Origin of the sequence: Acidovorax sp. DW039 (assembly GCF_037101375.1) — a bacterium.
Taxonomy (GTDB): domain Bacteria; phylum Pseudomonadota; class Gammaproteobacteria; order Burkholderiales; family Burkholderiaceae_C; genus Acidovorax.
Window position 1 is genome coordinate 2198344 of the sequence record NZ_AP029019.1, and the last position, 23410, is coordinate 2221753.

Annotated in this window: 9 protein-coding genes and 1 pseudogene; 9 read left to right on the top strand and 1 reads right to left on the bottom strand. The window is 57.7% G+C overall.

The features are described 5' to 3' along the window. The first annotated feature begins 285 nt into the window (after window positions 1–285). From AACH87_RS09820 to AACH87_RS09845, 6 genes are all read left to right on the top strand, one after another. Complete coding sequence (locus tag AACH87_RS09820) at window positions 286–5124, top strand: choice-of-anchor U domain-containing protein (RefSeq protein WP_338798633.1); 4839 nt, start codon at window positions 286–288, stop codon at window positions 5122–5124. Window positions 5125–5375: 251 nt separating this feature from the next. Next, window positions 5376–5978, top strand: coding sequence for a hypothetical protein (locus AACH87_RS09825; RefSeq protein ID WP_338798634.1), 603 nt, complete (start codon window positions 5376–5378; stop codon window positions 5976–5978). Window positions 5979–6015: 37 nt separating this feature from the next. Next, complete coding sequence (locus AACH87_RS09830) at window positions 6016–8838, top strand: hypothetical protein (protein WP_338798636.1); 2823 nt, start codon at window positions 6016–6018, stop codon at window positions 8836–8838. Window positions 8839–8897: 59 nt separating this feature from the next. Beyond that, on the top strand, window positions 8898–12953 hold the full coding sequence (locus AACH87_RS09835; RefSeq protein ID WP_338798637.1) for an Ig-like domain-containing protein: 4056 nt from the start codon (window positions 8898–8900) through the stop codon (window positions 12951–12953). Continuing rightward, on the top strand, window positions 12883–17169 hold the full coding sequence (locus AACH87_RS09840) for an RHS repeat-associated core domain-containing protein (RefSeq protein ID WP_338798638.1): 4287 nt from the start codon (window positions 12883–12885) through the stop codon (window positions 17167–17169). The genes AACH87_RS09835 and AACH87_RS09840 overlap by 71 nt, the downstream gene beginning before the upstream one ends. Before the next feature lie 997 nt (window positions 17170–18166). Beyond that, a complete protein-coding gene (locus AACH87_RS09845; protein ID WP_338798639.1) occupies window positions 18167–19057 on the top strand; it encodes a transposase in 891 nt (296 codons plus the stop codon). Window positions 19058–19519: 462 nt separating this feature from the next. Here AACH87_RS09845 and AACH87_RS09850 read toward each other — a convergent pair whose 3' ends face one another. Continuing rightward, complete coding sequence (locus AACH87_RS09850) at window positions 19520–20131, bottom strand: site-specific integrase (protein WP_338798640.1); 612 nt, start codon at window positions 20129–20131, stop codon at window positions 19520–19522. A gap of 297 nt (window positions 20132–20428) precedes the next feature. Between AACH87_RS09850 and istA the strand changes: the two are divergent. The 3 genes and pseudogenes from istA to AACH87_RS09865 all read left to right on the top strand — a co-directional run bounded on the left by istA (window position 20429) and on the right by AACH87_RS09865 (window position 23400). Further along, window positions 20429–21953, top strand: a pseudogene (istA, locus tag AACH87_RS09855) (IS21 family transposase). Then, entirely contained in the window at window positions 21943–22689 is a 747-nt protein-coding gene (istB, locus tag AACH87_RS09860) for an IS21-like element helper ATPase IstB (RefSeq protein WP_338798641.1), read from the top strand. The pseudogene istA and the gene istB overlap by 11 nt, the downstream one beginning before the upstream one ends. Before the next feature lie 366 nt (window positions 22690–23055). Then, window positions 23056–23400, top strand: a complete 345-nt coding sequence (locus AACH87_RS09865) for a DUF4148 domain-containing protein (protein WP_338798642.1) — start codon at window positions 23056–23058, stop codon at window positions 23398–23400. Window positions 23401–23410 lie beyond the last annotated feature (10 nt).

Below are 23410 nucleotides of genomic sequence, written 5' to 3' on the forward strand. Positions count from 1 at the left end.
TCGGCATGCGTGCGCCTGTTGACTTCCTCCCAACTCAATGAAGCGACTGTGTGTGAGTAATTGTTAATATTCATCAACTTGTTGACGTCTTGTTGCGTGTTTAACGTCCTCATCCGATAAGCTCCCTAGCTTTACTAAAACTACACAAACATAGTTGCGAACCAGAGCGTCTCTAGGCGCCACGTAGCTACATCATCAGGGAGTGCGCATATGCGCTTGGGAGGGGTGCGAGTTGGACTTAACCGACTCGGCGTGTCAGCGCGCGCATGTCTGAATTGGCTTTGGATGACCGTTTTGGTCTTGACCGCGTTATGCGGTGCATGGGGGCGCTCAGCCAATGCCCAAGACTCGGTTTGTGCCGAAGTCAAAATCGTCATCGAGCAAAAGCTCTCTCTGGAGCGCCAGGCTTTTGATGCCCACATGGTCATCAGAAACGGCTTGGAGACGAGCGCGCTGTCCAACGTCAAGATCGACCTGCTCTTCAAAGATCAGGATCAAAACGATGTTGTCGCCACAACCGATGCCAATTCATCAGGCGCTTCCTTCTTCGTACGTACAGACAATTTGACGGGTCTGACGGCAATCGATGGCAGTGCCAGTTTGGCGGCAAAAGCTACCGCTGATATCCGTTGGCTGATCATTCCCTCGCAGGGCGCTGGTGGCACCACCTCTGAAGGGCGTCTTTACTACATCGGCGCGCGTGTCTCCTACACATTGGACGGTCAGACGAGCACCGTTGAAGTAACGCCCGACTACGTTGTTGTCCGTCCTCAGCCGCTTTTGCGGCTTGACTACTTTTTGCCCACGGATGTTTTCGGGGACGACCCATTCACGCCTGAGACAGAAGCCTCTGAGCCGTTCACGCTAGGGGTTCGCGTTGCCAACGTTGGAGCAGGCACTGCTGCGAAGTTGCAGATTGAATCCGCACAACCCAAGATTGTGGAAAACCGCCAGGGTTTGCTGATCGACTTCACCATCCTTGGTGGATACGTGGGTAACGCGATCGCCGGAAAGAGCCTGTTGCTGGATTTTGGCGATATCGCACCGCAGAGCGCAAAGATGGGGCGGTGGTTGATGCAGACCACGCTGGCGGGTAGGTTCACCCAGTTCAACGCTAGTTTTGTCCATGCCGACTCCTTGGGTGGAGCGGTGACATCCTTGATCAAAGAAATCGTGACCCACAAGTTGGTGCGGGATGTCCGTGTTGATCTGCCGGGCCAGGATGACATTGATGACTTCTTGGCTGAACAGGGCGACGGTTACAGGGTCTACGACTCCCAGGGCGGAGACAACCCGGTTTTCAACCTGTCTGGCGCAGCTTCGTTGAATGCCGTCTCAGGCGGAAACCTTGCATTGCAGTTCCCTGCAACTCAAGGCCATGTGCATGTCAAGTTACCCGACCCTTCGCGTGGCTCTCGTGTGCTTGCGCAAGTACTGCGCAGTGATGGCAAACAACTGCTCGCTCAAAATTTCTGGCTCTCCAAATCGCGCAATAGCGACCTGAACTGGAGTTACTACGTCCACGTTTTTGACAGCAACACGACGGGACAGTACACCCTGGTTTTCTCGGACAGCTCGACGGCCTCGTTGGGCGGTACGGCCTATCTTGATGCGAACGGCAACGGTGTGCGCGATGCGGGCGAAGCACCTGAAGGCAACCTCATGGTTGCCCTGAAGGGGGTTGATGCCCAGGGCCGAAATGTATCGATTCAGGCATACACAGATCCTCAAGGCAAATTTTCGTACAACGGTCTGATGCCAGGCCGGTATCAGCTGGAAGCAGGTGAGCGCAGCGGTTGGATCAATGGCACTTGGGTCGTCGGCAGTGCGGGTGGTGTTGCCTCGGACGGTTTGATCCGCGACATCGTGCTCCTTGCTGGGACGAATGCCAGCGGCTATGTGATTTCCAAGCGCAAGCCAGTTGACGGTAGCAGCCAGACCTCATCAGCAGATGTGGCAGTGACTGCGCAGTCCAACGTTTACGAGTTGATTCCCGGCAAGACAGCGATCGTCACGATCACTGCGACCAACAAGGGTCCTGACACAGCGCAAGGTGTGACGGTTCAAGCGGCTCTTCCGGCTGGACTGTCTCAACAGATCGTCACGGCGAGTCTGGGCGCATTTGATGGATCGGTTTGGAATGTCGGTGCTCTGTCCAAGGACCAGTCGGCCACTCTCACGGTGCATGCTCTTGCTCAACCTTTGAGCGACGGTAAGTCCCGCTCTATCACGTGGACCGCAGCCATTGGCTCGCAAACCAAAGATCCTGTGGGCGACAACAACCAAAGTCGCGTGAACCTGCTGGTGCAAAAGGATCCGCAGAGTGGCGCGGAGATTGCGCAAGAGTTGTACTCGCAGACCCAGGTGCTGGTGTGGAGTCAATGTCCAGAAGTTAGCTCGTCTCAAGACGCAGAAGCTTGTGCTGTGCGCAAGGCTGACGCTGCTCGAGCCTGGTTCGCAGCGCGTTCTATCCGGGCTTTGGTTGTGACCCAGTCGGGGGATTGGCGAGTCGCCATGCGCAGCGGTGCATACAACGTCCTGTGGTTTGCGGGGGGCACAAGCAGTCTGGATGCCACGGCCCAGGCTGAAGTCCGCGCGGCGGTGCGCAGAGGTGACTCTGTGGTCTTGGACGGAGGAAACGCAGTTTCTATGCGTGGAGTCTCCGATGTATTTGGCGCAACCTTTGAAGAGCCCACCCTGGGCAGCGACCTCCAGGTCGCGTTGACGGGTGGTACGGCGATGCCGACCCTCGGTGCCGCTTACCCACTACAGCTGAATACTGCTACTTTGGATGGCGTCTACGTCGCTTCTGGAAAGCCAGCCATCGCGTCGCATGTGTATGGTCTGGGTCAATCCCTGTTGGCGGGCTTTGATTTGCTCGACGCTGCATCGAGCGGCGGCGTCTGGTCCCAATTTGCTGAGCAGCGTCTGCTCGCATTGACTCCTGCTCCGAAGACTCAGCCTGCATTGGCGGGTTCCGCGTTCGGCCTGAAAGTCAAAGCCCGAAGCCTTGCCCCTGTGGGTGGTGCTGAAAAGTCCGTCAACCTCAAGATGGACCTCACGTCTGGCGTCACTTATCGCGATGCGGTGCCTCCTGCACAAGGGGCTTCCTCGAGCGCGCAGCCGTCATGGGCACTTGCTTTGCCTGCGGGCCAGGAGCAAATCGTCAAACTGGAGTTGATGATGCCTTTGGCCTCTGGCGCTGCCGAGGCGAAGTCGCAGCTCTTGGATACGTCTGATATGGGCTTGCTCGCCACGCAGACCACTGCGCTGCAGGTACTGGGTCTGGATACATTGGTCCCGCGCATCAAGTTGGCTCTGGCCGATATCACGCCAGTTGGGGCACAGCAGCAAGAAGCGGTCGCTCAAGCCCGTGATGCCCTGAGCAAAGTTGAGCAGGCGCAGCAGCAAAGTGATTGGAATACTGCGATTGAGTTGCTTGGGAATTTGCAAGCGAGTTTGGACCAGCTGTCGACCTTGCCTTCCGCTCCATCGATTGCGGAGTTGCGGTTGGACGTTGCCCGATGGTTCTTCTTGCTCCAAACCCGTTGGATTCCTGATCCTGCGCTGACTCCTGCGCAGATCACGAGCGTTGGTGGTAGCGGGCAAACTTCGATCGTTGGGCAGGTCTTTGGTCAAGCGCTCGCTGCGCAGGTGCTGGATGGTCGTGGCCGTCCCATGGCCGGGGTGTCGGTGCGTTTTGAGCTTCCAAGTACGGGTGCCAGCGCAAGCTTTGCTGGAGGCAATGCAAGTGCAGTCGGTGTGACGGACTCCCAAGGCGTTGTGCGCTCTCCAAGCTTGACTGCGAATACTGTTGCAGGCACTTTCCAAGCGCTCGCTACCGTTAACGGGCTGAGTTCTTCTGCTGTGTTCTCGCTGCAAAACAATCCGTTGGTCGCATCAAACCTGACCATTCAGGTTGTCGATGGGCAAGGGCAGTCCGCCACGATTGGCACCTTGTTTGGGAAGTCCCTGAGCGTTCGCGTAGTGGATGCTCAGAATCGCCCACAGGCCGGAGTGTCCGTGCAGTTTGATGCCATCGCGTCCGCAACAGGTGCTGGGGCGGCTTTCGAAGGCGCGGGTCAAAGTGCCGGTTCGGTACTTGCCACCACAGACGCTTCAGGCATTGCCGTATCGCCTCGGGTGCGCGCCAACATGAGTGTGGGCGCCTATCAAGTCAGTGCGGCAGCCCAAGGGGCGGCCTCCAGTGTGAGCTTCTCTCTGCAGAACCAGATGGCGCAATCGCTGCGCTTGTTGTCTGTCGACGGCAATGGTCAGTCAGCACGCACCGGCGCGGTGTTTGGTAAGCCACTGACTGTTCGGGTGGTGGATGCACAAAGCCGTCCTCAGAGCGGAGTAGCCGTGCGCTTTGAAGCGCCGTCCAGCGGGGCTTCTGCACAGTTTGAAGGCCAGTCCACCAATGTCATTTTGGTCAATACCGACCTCAACGGGACCGCTGTATCTCCGCTGTTGCGTGCCAATGTGGTGACCGGGGCTTATCAAGTGCGCGTCGCAATCGCGTCTGACGCTTCTGCTGCACAAGTTTTTGATATGACCAACGTGGCTGCACCGGTGCCTACGCCGGTTTTCACAGCGCCTTCTGCGACCGGCACGGGGCAAGTCACCGCGCGTGTTTCTGGTGGTGGCGCCTCCTGTGCGTTCAACCCCGACGCAACCAGGATGATGCCTGCCTCTGGAATGGGACCTGTGCTGGGACAGATCCTGCTGCCACATGGCGTGTTTGACTTTGAGTTGGTCAGTTGCACACCAGGCGGCGAAGTCACCATCACAACGACTTGGCCAGACCTGCGTGGGATCACGGGCTACCTCAAGTACGGGGTCACCCGTACCTCTGGCGGCAGAAAGATTTGGTACCCACCTAAGAACCTGCGAATCAGCGGTAACACGGTGTCGTACACGATCAAAGACGGGGGTCTTGGTGACGATGACTTGACGGTCAACGGCGTGATCCGTGATCCCGGTGGTCCAGTGATTGCTGCCGCAATCCCCGCGACGGATCCAGCGCCTATCCCTGTCATGGATTGGCGAGTTCTGATGTTCCTGAGCCTGTTGATCTTTGCGGTGGGAGGGGTTGTTCAGCGCCGCAACTCTCGGGGCACATGATGGTCTGGGAACGCTTTTTGCGCCCGCTTGTGGTGGGGTGCATGCTCGTTCTATCTGCGACTGTTTTGCCAGCGTGGGCGCAGGAGCCGGAGGTTCCTGCGTGCCTGCGCGTGGACTACCCCCAGCCCACGGTGCCTGAATTTGGCCATGCCGAAGCACTTTCGTATTCGACGCAAGAAACGCAGTGTTGGGTCGACGTCGTGGAGGCTCGGCGTGCTGGGGGAATGGCTCTCGATGTGAGGGAGGCTGCAGTGGCCCCTCTGCCTGGCGCTGTTGCTTTGCCGCTGCCGTCGGTGGCGGACCGTCGCTATTTGCGTGATCAGTCTCTTACTTTGGTCGGCACAGGGGTCGATTTGCGTGCTTTGACAACTGCGTGCCTATCGCTGCGCAAGCAAGGTTTCTCCAAAGTGCAGGTTTTGCTCGGCGGTGCGCGCAGTTGGGCGCGAATCCAGTCCGTGGACATGGTGACGCCGCAAGAGGCTTGGCTCGGTGCACTGGATGGCCAGTGGCGGTTGATCGGCATTGGACTGCGCCAAGAGCAAGTACAGAGCCTTGTAGGAAAACCAGAAGTCAATTTACCGTCGTCGGTGGATGACGCAGCACTTGTGCAAGCTCTGAACGATGCAGAGCGTGCAAAGCCGCTCGGACCACATCAGCAATGGTTGCTGCTCACGCCAAGCCAGGCCAGCGGGCAATCGTTGTTAGCGCGACTGCAGCAAACCCCATACAAGCCCGGCGCAAGAACTCTGGCCTGGCTCTCTGGCGGTTGGGATTCTTACAACGCATATCTGCAACAGCAGCAGCAGTCGGCGGCCCATGCAGGGCGTCCTTTGCCTCGCTCGTGTGGTTCTTGAGCATTTGGGGTTTTTCATGCGATCTATCGGTTCATTCATGCAAGTCCTCAAGGCCGCTACAAACCAGCGGCGGTTGAGCGTGGTGAGAAGCACCGCAGCAACCTTCGTGGGACTGCTGTTGGGTGTTTGCGCATCCCAATCCGCTTGGGCATTGACCGTCTCTGGCTCTATTGCAGCGAACACCCGCTGGACTGCGGCGCAGTCTCCCATCATGGTGCAAGGCAATGTGACGCTGGATCAGGACGCTACGTTGACTGTGGATCCTGGCGTGCAAATACGCATGGAGCCGTCGTCCAGCTTCACAGTCATGCGCGGGGCTGTGCGTGCCGTGGGGACTCAAGATCAGCCGATCGTCATTACTTCAGCCAAGTCATCGCCAGCCCCTGGCGACTGGGGGGTGTGGCGTTTCACTGAAGGAACTCGAAATGAGCAAACCCAATGGGACTATGTACGTGTCGAGTACGGCAGCGGTCTCGTTGTCGAAAAGTCTTCTCCTACGTTGAACCGTGTTTCGCTGCGATTCAACAATGGACCCGCTGTCCGAATAGATCTGGAGTCGTCGCCTGTTGGCAAGGGACTTACAGCGGAGGGAAACCTGATCAATGCAGTGCTGGTACCTGCGGGTGTGATCACTGGGAAAGTCAGCTGGGCGCTGGCTGGCATTCCCTATTTTGTTGAGCAAGGTCTGGTGGAGGTCGGTCTTGCGCAGATGCTGATTGAGCCAGCGGAGGTCAAAATGCCGCGTAACTCGAATGTGCCATTGCGCTTGAAGCTGACGCAACCGGCCCCTCAGGGCGGTAGAGACCTTTCGTTTGTTTCATCCGCCTCTTACATTGTCCAAGGCCCTGGCGTCCTGAGGGTTCCAGAGGGGGCGAGTGAAGTCAATTTCAACGTTTCCTCGCTGTCTCAGTTGGGCGCGGCTTCCATCTCTGTCTCTCATCCTGAGTTAGGTACAGCTGGAGTCCGGGTGGAGGTTGCTGATATTCCTTCCATCGACTTGAGGGTGCTGTCCAGTTCCAATCAAATGTTGGCGGGCGCTCCCTACACGCTGACTGCAAATTTATCCGTGCCTGCACCTAGCGGAGGGGTAACAGTGCCGTTGTCGAGTACCCCTGTCGGTGCTGTGCAGCATCCTGCGAGTGTCACCATTGCTGAGGGAGAGAGCAGCGCCACCTTTGTTGTTCAGGGAGCGGCATCCGGGACAACGGCCACTGTGAGCGCTCAGGCTGCAGCTGGGTATGCCATTCGCGAGGGGGCGGTGGATCTTGAGTTCGTTTCTGGTCTTTATGCTGAACTCCTTGCGCCGAGCCGCATGCTGGTAGGGGAGCAGCTTGAAATTTCTGTCAGGCAAGTGGTTCCACCAGCACCAAAGGGCGGACTGAAAGCGCAGATGGATAGCTCCGCTCCTTCTGTATTGAAAGTGATTGTTAACGAGGCCTCTGTAAGTGGAGAGGAGCTGTATCCACAAACGACGCCTCCATTCCTGGTTCAAGCTATTGCTCCTGGTGAGGCTCGTTTGCAACTGAGTGGTGCTGGATTTATGGCAAGTCCAAACAACGTCACAGTGGTCAAGCCCACCGAGCTATATCTTGAGGCATATTCTGAAAATGGAAAGTTTGTGATTGGTGAAGGGTTGGTCGGAAGGGTCCGTGTAGGCCGGAAAGTCGAACCCTTGAGTTACCACGCATACAGCGATGGTGTGTACGTCACTCTCGCTTGTGAAGACTCATCAATCTGTTCCACCCAGAGCGTCTATATACCTTCCTGGCAGCAGTCGGTGATGGTGTCCATAACAGGGAACGCAGCTGGTGCAACCAAGTTACGTGCATCGGCTGAGTACGCAGTGGCTGCCATCGCCGACGTGAATGTTGTGAAGCCTGAACTGGCTTGGAGTGTCTCGCGTGAGCGCTACATGGGCGTCCGCCAGGGCTTCAGTATTTGTTTATCTGTCCCTAACGTCACGTCGTCTTACTACCGTCAAGAGCTGAGTGCTTCCGCTTGGGTTATGGATCTGAGCTTGCCAGATCAAGCGCCCATTGGTTTGGTCGGCGCAATCTACAACCAGCCGGAAGGTGGATCATCGGTCACTCAAGCTCGCATTGAGACCGGATCATCATGTACCAATACCCTGTACGTGGGTGAAGCGAGCCGTCGTGGCAGCTATCGCATTGGCTTGAACATGGCCAACGGCATGAGTAGTAAATCAGAGGCCATCACTGTTTTGGCCGATGACCAGATCGCAATGAGGGCAGTGTGCGGCGATTGCGTGGAACTTACCGTCGTGCAGGGTTTCACCGCCAATTTTGGTGCGTATGCAACTTATCGGGGGTTGCCGCAGCCTCCTTCACAGCCGTTGAGTGTGCAAATCGTTTGCGCTGACGTATCGGGTTGCAGTGCGACATCGCCGGTCGAATTGATGCCCAACGAGGAGTATGCGTACTTTGAGGTTACGGGACTGAGTCCAGGGCGGACAAGTCTTGAAGCTACTGTCCCCGCATCCCTTGATGTCTACCCTGACGTTGGAAGTAGATCTATCAGAGTGGTGCCGCCCAGTCTGTCCTTCGATAGCCGCGACTGGCAAACACCGGAAGTTGATGTAACGGCGGGAGAAAGCCGCACCTTTGAAGTCTGCTTGTCTGAGCCGGGATGGGGTGTGCGCAGTTATTCCCTGACGGACATGAATATTCAGATGTCGACCTCCAACCCAGCTGTGGCACGTGTGACGCCAATAGATATCTGGCCGGCAAAGCAAGAGTGTGTCTATCTTGAAATGAACTTCATTTCAGCTGGTGTTGCTCAGTTGACGGTCAATGTGCCTGGTGTACCAACCCATACGAAGCGTTTTGAGGTGCAACCGTGACGAGGTCGAGCAACATGTTTTCAATGATGGTTATGACCAAGTGCATAAATGCGCTGGGCATGCCTGTCGTCCGTCAGTGCCTGTTGGCCTTTGTTAGCTTGTGGTTTGCTTTAGGCCAAGCCCCGACCGCCGCCGCGGAAGATGCTCAACTGACTGTTGCAGACGGGGTCGTGGTCAAGTTTGGCGCAGGCGCCAATGCACAGAAGCCTGGCTCCGGGCTTTGGGTCCGAGGTCAACTGCGAACCGGTTCAGGCGTGGTTTTCACCAGCGAGCATGACTCCACAGCGGGTACTCCTGTTCATAGCAACTCCAGCAGCACGCCTGCTGCTGCTGATTGGCTGGGCGTCTTTCTGTCTGACGAGGTCAAGCCGACGAACATCAGCATTAACGGACTTACCTTGCGGTATGCGGGCGGGACTCAGAATGTTCCTCCAGCGCTGGCCAATGCCGGTGCGGCGCTGAATCTGAAAGGCGGCTCCTTTGTCTTTTCTGATTTGCGCCTGGAGCAAAGTTTGGTAGGCCTTTGGGTAACGGGGCAAGGATCCCCGCAAATCCAATCGAGTCGGATTACCGGTAATGTCATCGGCCTGCGTTCGAGTGCGATGTCAACGCCCACAATTGCCCAAAGCAGTCTCGCAGAAAACACCTCGTACGGCGTGTTGAATGACTCACCACAGTCCGTGGTGCAGGCCGCAAACAATTGGTGGGGACATCACACAGGTCCTAGAGACAGTGTTGGTAACCCGTCCGGGCAAGGCAGCAGGGTCAGTACAGGCGTGGCATATCAGCCTTATCTGACGATGGACCCCACAGGGAAGCCTGGTCCCGCGATGAAGCTGAGTTTTGCGGGGCAAGCTCTTTCTTCAGGCGCTACGCTGCGCAATGCAGGAGAGCTTTTGCTCAGCGCATACAGCGCCAAAGGCGTTACAAAAATTGAAGCTTTCGTTGATGGCGTACTCGTTGCTAGTGGTAGCTACGGCACCTCACCTGCACCAAGCACCGAAGCAAGCCCCGTAGAAGCTCGTCGCGTCCTGCGTTTTGAAAACCTCAGCAATGGCGCGCACACGATCTTGGCCATCGCGCGTGATCCCGAAGGTGGTATGACGACCATCAATGTGCCTTTCACTTTGGATATGCAACGTCCCGGCGCTGCTGCCATTACGAGTCCTTCGAATGGCGCGACGGTTACATCGCCCCTTCTGAGTTTCACCGGGACGGCGGAGCCTTGGTCGAATATACAGGTGACCCTGAATGGGCAAGTGATTGGACAGCTTGATGCCGCAGATGGCAGTGGCAACTTTGCCGGTAGCGTTCAGCTTCCAGCGGAAGGTACCCACTCGCTCCAGGCCAGGGCGATCAATGCGCGTGGCGATGGTCCGCTCAGTGCGGCGGTTGCTGTGTCATACGTGCAGCCTCCACCGACGGTGACATTTTTGAGCCCAAGCGATCAGGCTATCGTGAGGGGCTTGGTCAATGTCCAGGTCAGTGCAATTGATGCCAATGGAATTTCACAAGTACAGATTCAAGCGGATACCGCTGCAGGCCCAGTGGTGCTCGGGACTCTCACTTCGCCGCCTTGGTCAATGGAGTGGAACACGGGCGCTCTGCCTGACGGCAACTACACGCTGACGGCGACTGCTACGAGCGTTTCCGGAAAATCAGCACAAGCTCGTCGCGTCGTGCAAGTGCAGCAAGTGCCACCACCACCTCCTGCCCCGGTCATGCCCTACGGCACTCGTGCTCTGAATGTCACGCCGGCACTGTCTTTTGGCGAGCAGCCAATCATCATCACTGGACAGGTTGCGACCACAGACAGTTCCGCGCAGTCTGTACCCAACGCCTCGCTCAAGCTGGTTTTGCGTGTGCAAGGCTTCGAGCGTCGGATCACATTGGTCAGTGATGCATCGGGGCAATTCAGCTACAGCTTTGTTCCGCAGTCCAATGATGCTGGAACCTATTCGGTCTACGTTGTCCACCCCGACGACAGCACCTACGCGGCCAGGCCAGCGGCTGGGCAATTCACGATCAACCGTCTGAGTTTCAATTACAGCCAGTACAAGCTCAATGCCATACGTGGCCAGGCGACTCCAGTGCAGTTGCAGGTGCGAGCCAGTGCTGGCACAGGGGCCAAGGCGGTGCGGTGGGTCGCTCAAGCTGCTGACCAGCCTTCGGGCAGCTTGCCCCCTGGCATCACACTCGACCTCGGTCAGCCAATCGATGTAGCCGCGGGCACAGCCGTGCCAATGACATTGACGCTGAAGGGGAGTGAGGCCGCAGGTGCCACGGGCACCATCATCCTCAAGGCATTCGCACAAGAGAGTGGCACTACGCCGCGCGCTGAGCTGCGCTTGGACTATCAGCTCCATGAAGCGACCCCGGGCTTGAGCCCGTCACCGAGTTTGGTGGAAATCGGTGTGAAGCAAGGGGAATCCGCCAGTGGTGTCGTGACTGTCACCAATAAAGGGTTGGCTGCGGCGAAGGCCGTGAAGGCCAGCTTGCTCACGCCAACCGGCGGCACCCCACCCAACTGGGTGCGCTTGGCAAGTAGTTCTGATATCGGCAATCTCGACATCGGGCAATCCACCAGCTTGCAGATCGTCGCCAGTCCAGGCGCTGATATCAGCGACGGCTACTACCAATACGAGCTGCGCATCAATGCCGAGAACGATGCCGGTGGCAAGGTTCCCGTCACGATTGCTGTGGCCCAAAGTGGTGAAGGGGGTGTGCGTTTCAAACTGGTGGACATCTACACCAACACCTTGGACAAGACCGGCCAGTTGATCCCCGGTTTGGCGGGCGCCACGATCAAGCTTCAAAACGAAGCACTGACGGCGGATATCCGCAGCCTTACCAGCAACGATCAAGGGATTGCAGAGGCGACCAGCTTGGCTCCGGGCAACTACCGCTGGCGCGTCAGTGCACCCGGGCACACGGATGCAGGCGGCCGCGTGCAAGTGCGTGCCGGTTTGACGGCAAGTGAGCGCGTCTTCTTGGACAGCCAGTTGATCAGCGTTGAGTTCAGCGTGACGGAGACCACCATCAAGGATGAGTACCACATCACCTTGGAGGCAACCTACCAAACTCAGGTTCCAGCGCCTGTCGTTCTGATGGAACCCGCCAGCATCAATCTTCCAGACATGCAGGTGGGCGAGGAAATCACCGGCGAGATTACTGTCAGCAACTATGGATTGGTGCGTGCAGACGACCTGCAATTCACGTTGCCCAAGACAGACCAAAACTACCGCTATGAGTTCTTTGGCGAAATGCCCAAAGAGCTGGCCGCGAAGTCCCGCGTGGTCATTCCCTATCGGATCACAGCGATTGCGCCTATCAAGAGCGGAGTGGTGCTCAATGACACCACCAAGTTGTTGCCGCTTGCCACGGGCTACAGCCCAAGCATTCAGGTGCAGCAGGCCATTCGCAACCTCTTGACCACAGGAAAGAGCGCGGCAGTGCCTCATGAGAAGGCAGACGCAGTCGCCAAGGCAGCAAGTTGCAGTAGCTACGGGGCCAGTGCATGTGTGAATTTCAAATTCACATGTGCTGCGGGGGATACGGGCACAGCGTCCTTCTGCGTGAATATCAGTCGCTTGTTTGGTGGCAGCTGTACCGCTCCAAGTGGCGGCGGTACCGGTTCAGGCGGTACCGGAGGTGTTCCACCAGGTGGTTGGGGCGGTGGTGCTTCTGGCGGTGCGGGGGGATCACTGTTCACCTTCATCACCAAGTGCCCGCCTGGGGGCTGCAGCCGGTGTGCGGGCGGAGGAACTGGCCCTGGTGGCGGTTCTGGTTCTGGTCCTGGTCCTGGTCCTGGTCCTGGTCCTGGTCCTGGTCCTGGTCCTGGTCCTGGTCCTGGTCCTGGTCCTGGTCCTGGTCCTGGTCCTGGTCCTGGCCCCGGTGGCGGTGGCGGTGGCGGTGGCGGTGGATGCACCGGTGCCTGGTGTGGCTTTAAGCCGGGCTATGGTCCGTACGGCCCATACGGCGATCCTCCAGCCAGTCCACCAACGTCGCCAGGTAGCCCAAATCCGGCCCCAGTGCCGCTACCAAGTGATCTGGATAGCAACCAAAAGCCAGACAGTAAAGACGGTCCGTTTGGTAGTTGCAGGGCTAACAAGTAAGGTTGAATTCATGTTTGTATTGAAGTCCGTTTTCGGTAGCTTGAAAGAAGGTTGTTGCAACCGTCTCTTGGCTGCTCTTCTTTCGTTGGGGGCGGGGCTGTTTCTGCTGCCTTCCACAGTGCAGGCCCAGCAGATCTCGCAGCCCAACCAGGAGTACACAGAGACCAAGGTAGATCTCAGTGTGAAAACTCTGGCTGGTCTGGTGCGCATACAACGCACATGGGTCGCAGGTCAGTGGTACATCAATCCTGCTTGGGCGAACCTGCGCTTGTTGCCTGATCCCCTGGGCGGAGTGCTGGCTGTCGAACGCGCAGGCAGCATGTATGAACGCACCGGTAGCCAGGCTGGGAGCCAAGCCGCAGGCCAAGCTGTGGGGATAGCCGAAGGGGGCACGGCCTCCCAAGGCAGCATTTACCGTTTCGATAGCGACAACCTCATACAAAAGACAGCAACAGGTTGGCGGTGGTATGACCGCTTGGGCAACACCGTCGACTACAACTCCTCGGGAGTGATTCAAAGCTACAGCAATCCATACGGTGCCAAGATCGGCTTTGTGCGTAACGCTGCCGGGAATTTGGTTGCTCTCACAGATCCACTGGATCGCACCATCTACACCTTCGACTACGACTCCCAGGGACGCATCTCGCGCATCACTGATATTTCAGGGGCCTCCGTGCAATACCAGTGGCAAGATCCCGGCGTACTGGCTCAGGTAACAGACGCTGAAGGGCAGGTGTGGCGCTATCAATACGACAACCGCCAGCAAATCACGCAAAGGACCAATCCAGAAGGCGCAAGCTTGCACATCACGTATGCAACGGCCCCCGGTGAGATGCCCTACACCGCTGGGTTTGCAGGCACGGGAACGGGTGGTGCCGTTACCGGCCAATCGCTGCCCAGCAGTGGGAGCACCAGCAGCCCCAAACCACGTAATGCCAGGGTAGCAACATACCAAGACGAAAACGGTGCGCGTTGGGTATATCGCATTGATTTCAACCGCGTCACTCAGCAGTACTTGGTGTCAGTGCAGCGCCCTGACGGCACACCATCTCAGTACCGTTACAGCAAAGAAGGTTGGTTGCTGGAATATGTCGTGGATGGACAGGTGCAAACCCAGAGGCAGATGGACAGTACCACGCAGCACCGCACGCTAGATGCTCGTGGTTTGACAACGACCATCAACTACGACACCCATTACCGTCCGCTGCAAACCATCCAGCCAGATGGCAGTAAGGAGTCTTGGCAGTACGACAGCCAAGGACGAATAGTGCGCTACACCAACGCAGAGGGAACCGTCACGACCTGGCGATATGACGCGAAGGGGAGCCTTCTGCAAGCGATCGATGCGTTGGGCAAACCCGAGCAGCGCAGCCATCTCTACACCTACGACCAATGGGGCAACGCGCTGAGCTACCGACGAGGTTCTGGTGATGGGCAGGGCGCAGATGCAGTCACAGAGACCTATGTGTATGACAACTGGGGCAACCAAGTTGAAACCGAGGATGCCGCGGGCAATGTGTATCGTTACGCCTACAACAGCAAGGGGCTGCCTACCACCCTGACCAATGCGTTGGGAAATTCTTGGTCTAGCAGTTACGACAAGCTTGGCCGGCTTGCGGCAGTCCAAAACCCACTCGGAAATACCGAGCAATACCAATACAACAGCGCCAATCAAGCCACTCGAGAAACTGGCATGGGAGGAGAGGTTTGGCAAAGCACCTATGACGGCACAGGCCTTCTCAGCACCCAGTTGACTAACCCGTTGGGTCAGATCAGGAAGCTAACCCGAGACGCCTTTGGCCGAGTGGCTAGCGCCACTACGCCCGGTGGTCTGATCGTCAAAACTGCGTATGACCCCATTGGCCGCGTCACCCAATCCACTGATGCAGCGGGCAACACCACCCAATACAAGTACGGAGCCAACGGAGCGCCTGATGCGGGGCTGCTCGTCGCAGTGCAATACCCTACTTACCAAACGTCATACCGCTATGACCAGCGAGGCAGAGTCACGCAAGCCAGTCAACTCCTTGGCAAGCCCTCAGGCACCTCGACAGGTAACCTGGCTTCTCACACATGGCACTTTGCGTACAACGCACTGGGCCAGCGCATCAGCGCTACCAACCCTGCAGGCCACACCACGCTGTTTACGTACGATGCGCTCGGTCGGCTCATCAAAACCACCGACAGCCTCAACAACACCACAGTGCAATCCTGGGACGCTCACGGCAGGCTCCTGACCGTGACCGATGCCAAGGGCAACACCCACCGCTTCGACTACGACAAAGCCGGGCGACTGTTGCAAGAAACCCGCCCTGGTGGCGGCACCACGCGCTTCCAATACGATGCATCAGGCCAACTGACCCAGCGCACCGACGCAGGCGGCAACACCCGCCGCTACCTATACGACAAAGCAGGCAACCTCACGCAAGAAGAACACCTTCAGGCAGGCACCACGCTCGAGCAGCGCATCACCTACCAATACAACGCTAACAACCGGCTCATAGCCTACAACCAACAAGACGGCCAAGGCCAAGCCATCAGCGCTGCCACCTACCAAATCGACGCCCTGGGCCGCATCACCCAGCGCAGCACCCAACTGGGCAACAACCCCAGCGCCATCACCCTGGGGCAAAGCTACCACCCCGACGGGCAACTGGCCAGCCACACCTACCCAGACGGCAGCCAAACCCAATACAGCTACCTGCAAGGCCAACTGGCCCAAGTCAAGCTACCCAACGGCAGCGCCATCACCTACGGCGACTACCAATGGCTGCAACCTACCAAAATCCAAACCCCTGGGGCCACCAAAACCCAAACGTTTGACGCACTGCAACGCCCGTTGGGTGTCACAGTGCAAGGCGCAGCCAACCAAACTCTGATGAGCCGCAGCTACCAATACGACCCTGTAGGCAACATCACTCAAATCACCAGCGACTTGGGAGCCACCCAATACAGCTATGACGCCCTCAGTCGTCTCACCCAGGCCAAACCCGACGCAGCCCTGCAAACTTTGGGCTTGCCCACAGAGCAGTACACCTATGACAGCGTTCACAACCGCACCAGCAGCGCCCACCAGCCAGGAGCCTGGAGCTACAACGCAGACAACCAACTGACGCAATACCCTGCACAGCAAAACGGCCAGACCTTGCCTACCCAAATGCAATACAACGCCCAGGGGCACATCCAAAAGGAAACGAACAGCCAAAGCACCAAGACCTACCAGTACAACGCTGCAGAGCGGCTGGTGCGTTATGAAGAAACCTCAAGTGCCAGTGCCGTACAAGCCAGCTACCGCTACGACCCGTTTGGGCGCAGAATCAGCAAAACCACCACCATCCAGGGTGGCAGCAGTAAGACCACGTACTACGTGTATGGCGACAGCAGCCTGTTGGCAGAAATGAACGAGCAAGGACAAATACAAACCGCCTATGGCTGGAACCCGCAGGCAGCGGGCCTGTGGAGCACCGCACCGCTTTGGCAAGCTCAAGTAGGCAACAACAGCCTGAGCAGCCCAGGCACCGGCTACCACTACCTGCACACAGACCACCTGGAAACCCCGGTGCTGGGGACAGACAAGTCTGGCATGCAAACGTGGAGGGCGATCAGTGAAGCGTTTGGGGAAACCAAGCTAGACACCGCCAGCGCCATCACGATGAACCTGCGGTTTGCAGGGCAGTACTTTGATGGGGAGAGTGGATTGCACCAAAACTACTTCCGTGACTACAAGCCGGGAGTAGGGCGGTACGTGCAGCGGGATCCTATTGGGCTCGAAGGTGGGATTAATACCTTTGCCTATGTGGGGGGGAATCCTCTGAGCTTGGTTGATCCGACGGGGTTGCTATCGACAAAAGATGCCGTCAACCAGATATTCGATACGCTCAGGAAAGATTTCCCCGGTACATATGGTGGTCTAAATCCTAATTTCACTGTCGCTCCTTGGCCAAGGGGGAAGGCAACTACAATTGGAAATTGGGTGAATATCAATGCATTCACTTACGGGTTCACACTCAAATGCGAGGATCTGTTTCAACTCGTGATGACGGTCGCACACGAAGCGCAACATACCGGTCAACCATTCCTCATTCAGTTACGCATGAAAGGCCTCACTGATGATAACTATGACCCTCAAGATCCTCATTGGCAAATAGAAGATAAGGCGGCACAGCACGCTGGGGATGTGTATAACAAATTAAAGAAACAATGCGCTTGCCAGTAATATGAAAAGGTTTCGAATCGTTCTCGTAATTCTAATAATAACCGCTATTGTGCTGTCGCTACTGTTGTGGCGTCTCGCTGATGTTTGTGTAGATGTGAGGTGCCAATTAGCAAGCATTATGCCTAGGTTAGCTATAGTCCAGAATGAAGTTGCCCGATCGAAAAAAGGTGCCATATCCGAAAGAGCTATTCCGAAATCTGGTGACTTAGATTTTGGGTATGTCGGAAAAGACGGGACGATCATTGTTATCAATGAGACATCAAAATTGGTGATCGTTGCGCGACCTCAGTTTGATAGCAACGTTGTTTCATGGAAATGTATCGCGTATCCTGAGACAGCGAATATTATGAGCTTAGTCGCCGACTGTGGCGCAAAATTCCGTACACCCTAAGGAGAGGGCCAAGCTTAGATACCAGCATGCGAGCAACGCGAGCAACGGGGTCACCCATTAGCCGTCCCCGTCAAGTGGCAAACACACGCCCCTGCACCGCAAGAGCGCACCCTTTTGTCCATCCGGATTGCTCTTTCAAGACTGCATCCTCCGTCCTCGAACTCACCGCGCGCTTGGTTCCCAAAGCATTGGTTGCGCCGCAGCGCACAAGTCACCCATCAGGATCAAGGCTTTGGACATAGCGCAGTGATGCGCCTTGCCTACGGCCCCTGGCGGCATTTACCGCCCCAGAAAATCCTCTGTTCCCCAGCCTGTCCAATCATCGCAAGCCTTGTGGCCCGCACAGGTCTTGTGGCTGCCGGTCTGTGATTGATCATGGGTGATCGTTCTGACGATCCGGCTCCAACCCCATCTGGCCCAGGCTGCGGTCGCTGCGAACTCCTTGAACTTTGGGGCGGGATCGACGCGGGCAGGAATTCCAAGGCGCTGAGGTCAGCCCGAACAACGGGGTCAGCTCTTGCCTTTCGAACAACGGGGTCAGGTCTTGCCTTTTGCCCCCACTCCGCAGAAACTCCGCGGCAATCCAACTCAGCGGAGTTTCCGAATATGGCAAGACCTTTGCGCATCGAGTTCCCAGGCGCTGTGTATCACGTGACTTCTCGGGGCGACCGGCGCGAGCCCATCGTGCTGGGCGATGAGGATCGCGAAGACCTGTTGGGCGTTTTGGGCCAGGCGCTGCATCGGTTTGATGCTTGTGCCTTGGCATGGTGCTTGATGGACAACCACTACCACTTTGTTCTGCACACGCGGCAGCCCAATTTGTCGCTGTTGATGCGCCATATCAACGGTGTCTATACCCAGCGTTTCAACCGCCGCCATGGCAAGGTGGGGCATCTGTTTCAAGGGCGATTCAAGGCCATTTTGGTAGACCGCGATGCCTATTTGCTGGAGGTGTGCCGCTATGTAGAGCTCAACCGGGTGCGCGCCCAGCTGGTGGAGCATCCGGCCCAATGGCCTTGGTGCAGCTACCACGCGCTGACGGGCGTGCGCCCAGCCCCGGATTGGCTGGATGTGCAGGCCGTGTGGGGTTATCTGCTGGGGCGTGATGTTGTGGATGAGGGCACACGTGACCAAGCGACTCAGGCGTATGCCGCGTTGGTTCAGGCTGGGCAAGGGGTGCAGCTGTGGGCCCAGGGGCTGCGCCAGCAGGTGTATCTGGGCGATGAAGAGTTTGTATTGCGCATGCAGGCTTTGGCCAGTAACCGAGCTGTCAGCGCCAAAGAGGTACCCAAAGCCCAGCGCGCCAGCCCCAAGAGCTTGCAAGATTGGCTGGCCCTGTGCCCCACGCGTGGGCAGGCTTTGTATCAGGCGCACTATGCCTCGCAAATCAGCCTGTCAGAGATTGCCCGGCAACTGGGGTTGTCCGTCTCCCGCGTCAGCAGGATTGTGTCGGGCCAGAGGGTTTTGCAGGAAACCTCACGGCAGCGCCATGGATAGTGCAGTGGAACACCACACAGGCGCCAGACGGTAACCACACACTGATCGCCACCGCCCCCAGTGTGACGGGCAAACCCTCGCAAGCCAGCCGTACGGTGCAGGTGCAGCAATCCCCATCACCGCCACTCACTCCCGTGATGATTTCAGCTATTAATTTCATAGCGAGAAATGAATAGGGAGTTGCTGGAAAGCCACTTTTTATAGGTGATTCACCTTCCGGCAACACCTTTGGTGTTCTGCCCCACCTCTAGGGGGCAACTTTGCGAGGTTCGCCACGACACCATCTGGTTGGCCCTGCAAGTCTGTGACCTGCGTGCAGGCGTGGACATACTTCCTGGAAGAGTTGTGCATCGCGTCGACGGTGGGCCCCAAGCCCGCAGCGCGTGCGCCTTGGCATGCCGTGGGGCCAGCGGCGTTGCCCACTTTTGTATGTGCTGGTGAGTTGGCTTGGGCGCTTTGCAATTACCCAGCTCGTTTCCCTCCGGTGAATGCGTCGCTCAATTTGAACGCCGGTGGGGTGGCGACCTCGGGGTAGCAAAAGTCTGCCCAGTCTTGCATCATGGCCCGTCGTTTTTCCAGAGCGTCTCCGCGCCGGTAGGCCGCTTCCACCTTGTTCTCAAGCGCATGGGCTAGCGCTTGTTCGGCAATTTCTCTGGGGTGGTTTGTCATCTCTCCCGCCCAGTCACGGAATGTGGAGCGAAACCCGTGAGGAACGGCATCCACCTTCATGCGGCGTATTACCGATGTGAGTGCCATGTCAGATAGCGGTTTCCCCTGATTGGTATCAAAGACCAAGGCGCTCTCTGTCGCGCGGGGCAATGCCTTCAAAAGGGCCATGGCTTGTGTGCTTAACGGCACGCGGTGTTCTTTGCCTGCCTTCATTCGCTGTGCGGGTACAACCCACACACCGGTGACCATGTCTATTTCAGACCAACGTGCCCCCCGTACTTCCCCGCTACGGGCCGCACACAAAACAGCAAACTCTAATGCTCGCGCTGCGATGCCTTCGCGTGTTTGCAAATCGCTGATGAAGCTCGGCATTTGCGCTGCGGGGAGGGCCTTGTGGTGTTCCACCTTCTGGATTTTGCCGGGTGCTGGTAGCAGCTTGTCCAGGTGCCCCTTCCATCGGGCTGGGTTGTCGCCTGTTCTGTATTTGCGCACCGTCGCCCAGTCCAGAATGCTCTCGATCCGTCCTTACAGTCGCGTGGCTGCCTCTGTTTTGGTTTTTCAGATGGGCTCGAGCGCTTTGAGGACATGTACCTGTTGATTTCCACGCAGAAGTGACCCACTAACCCCCCAGGATTTCCATCTAAATCTGATCCACGTACTAACCCTAACCTGCTGCTTTGTTGAGCAGTAGGGAGACCAAGAGTGATAGATGTGGCAACCCTGAGTGTCCTCAGGCGCTGGACCCTGCGAGAGCAGCTGTCCATCCGAGAGATCGCCCGCCACACGGGCCTCTCACGCAGCACTCTCCGCAAGTACCTGCGCGCAAGCGAGGCCGAGCCGCACTACGCCAAGCGGGTCAGTCCTTCCAAGCTTGATCCCTTTGCATCGAAGCTCTCGGGCTGGCTCAAGACAGAAGCTGGCCGATCCCGCAAGCAGCGGCGCACCGTCAAGCAGATGTACGTGGCTGCAGGCGCTCGGTTATGACGGCTCCCACACCCGTGTGGCGGCCTTTGCGCGCCTATGGAACTAGCAGCGCCTTGTGGCCCAGCAGACCACTGGCAGTGGCACCTTCGTTCCCCTGACCTTCGGGCCGGGCGAGGCCTTCCAGTTTGACTGGAGCGAAGACTGGACAGTGCTCGCCGGGGTGCGCACCAAGCTACAGGTAGCACACTTCAAGCTCAGCCACAGCCGCGCGTTCTACCTGCGCGCCTATCCGCTGCAAACTCACGAGATGCTGTTCGATGCCCACAACCATGCGTTCGTGGTCCTGGGCGGAGTGCCTCGTCGCGGCATCTATGACAACATGCGCACCGCTGTAGACCGGGTGCGCCGTGGTAAGGACCGTGACGTCAATGCGTGCTTTGCGGCCATGGTCAGCCACTTCCTGTTCGAGGCCGAGTTCTGCAACCCAGCCTCGGGCTGGGAGAAGGGCCAGGTGGAGAAGAACGTGCGCGATGCCCGCCACCGCCTGTGGCCGGTCGTGCCGCCATTCCTAAGCCTGCTTGAGCTCAATGCTTGGCTTGAGGATCGTTGTGTAGCTCTGCGGCACGAGAGCGAGCACGGCAAGCTGCCGGGCACCGCCTCGGATGCCTGGGCTCAAGAGAAGGCAGCCCTGATGCCCATGCCTCGGCTCTTCGATGGTTTTGTGGAACACACCAAGCGCGTCTCCCCCACCTGTCTGGTCCAGTTCGAGCGCAATCGCTACAACGTGCCGGTGCCGTATGCCAATCGCCCAGTGAGCTTGCGGGTCTACGCAGATCGCCCGGTGGTCGCGGCTGAAGGCCAGTTCGTGTGCGAGCACCAGCGCTTGATCGAGCGTAACCAACATGGGGCGGGACAGACCGTGTACGACTGGCGCCACTACCTGGCGGTGCTGCAGCGCAAGCCTGGGGCCTTGCGCAACGGCGCCCCATTCCTGGAGCTGCCAGCGGCCTTCAAGCGACTGCAAGCCACCTTGCTCAAGCAAACCGGCGGCGACCGGGAGATGGTGGAGGTACTGGCACTGGTGCTGCACCACGATGAACAGGCTGTGCTCGCTGCAGTGGAATTGGCACTGGAGTCAGGGGCTGCCAGCAAGACCCACATCCTGAGCATGCTGCACCGCCTGCTGGACGGCAAGCCCGCTCCAGCACCGGTCACATCGCCGCAGTCCCTCAAGCTGGCGGTGGAACCCCAGGCCAATGTGCTTCGCTACGACCAATTGAGGGAGGTGCGCTATGCGTCATGACCCTGCCATCGCTTCCATCGTGATCATGCTGCGCGAGCTCAAGATGCACGGCATGGCCCAGGCGGTTGCGGAACTGGCTGAGCAAGGTGCACCGGCCTTTGATGCAGCACAGCCCATCCTGTCCCAACTGCTCAAGACCGAGACCGCCGAGCGGGGGGTGCGCTCGGTGGCTTACCAATTGAAGGTGGCCAAGTTCCCTGCGTACCGGGACCTGGCTGGGTTTGACTTCAGCCACAGCGAGGTGAACGAGGCACTGGTACGTCAGCTGCACCGCTGCGAATTCTTGGAGAACGCCAACAACGTGGTGCTGGTGGGTGGACCGGGTACGGGCAAGACCCACATTGCCACAGCCCTGGGAGTGCAAGCCATTGAGCACCATCACCGCAGGGTGCGGTTCTTCTCCACTGTGGAGTTGGTCAATGCGTTGGAAGAAGAGAAGGCCCAAGGCAAGACAGGGCAGATGGCACACCGGCTTGCCTATGTGGATCTGGTGATCCTGGATGAGCTGGGCTACCTGCCGTTCAGTGCATCAGGAGGCGCCTTGCTGTTCCACTTGCTATCCAAACTGTACGAACGCACCAGCGTCGTGATCACCACCAACCTTCGCTTCAGTGAATGGGCCAGTGTGTTCGGAGATGCCAAGATGACCACGGCATTGCTGGACCGACTGACCCATCACTGCCATATTCTTGAGACCGGCAATGACAGCTACCGGTTCAAAAATAGCTCCGCATAGCAACCACCACAGACCACCAAGAAGGAGAAGACAGCCAAGAACTTATCCACAACGTGAGCGTGAAGTTCACGAATCAGGGTGGGTCAAGATTCGATGGAAATGGTGGGTCAGCTTTGCATGGAAATCAACAGGGGATGGGTTGCAAGGCGCAAAGCGCAGCAATAGCTGTAGCCATTGCGAGCATTTGCAACGCAGCAGACCGCCCGAGACTGCAGATGTACACGGCGCGGTGATTTGTGCAGAGGATCCCTCGATGACAAAAACGTAATCTTTCTGTCTGGGGTCTGAGTGCCTTGATTTTCTAACATTCATTCCATGCCAAGCCTATCACTCCGGGTTGGCATGTTTTAAATCGAAAGGAAAATCATGCTCTCCAAAAAACAATTGAATATCGCTCTGGTAACTTTGGCCATGGCAGTGCCCGGCATTTCGATGGCCAGCGCGCAATACCACTCGGTGGATGGAGAAATTGGCTACAAGGAGTTTCCATCGCACGTCAAGCCCAGCAACCTGCAACGCTCGGACGTGATCCAGGAGCTGGAAAAGTCGCGTGCTGACGGCAGCCTCGTCGCCTTGTCTCGCGGCAACGCGTTGCAGAACACCAAAGACCAAGCCCAGGGATCCAGCCTGACCCGCGAGCAAGTGCGCGCAGAGGCGATACGTTCGGGCCAGCGCCAAAGCAACGCGAGTTTTGTCGATGGCGAACGGTAATCGGTCCATC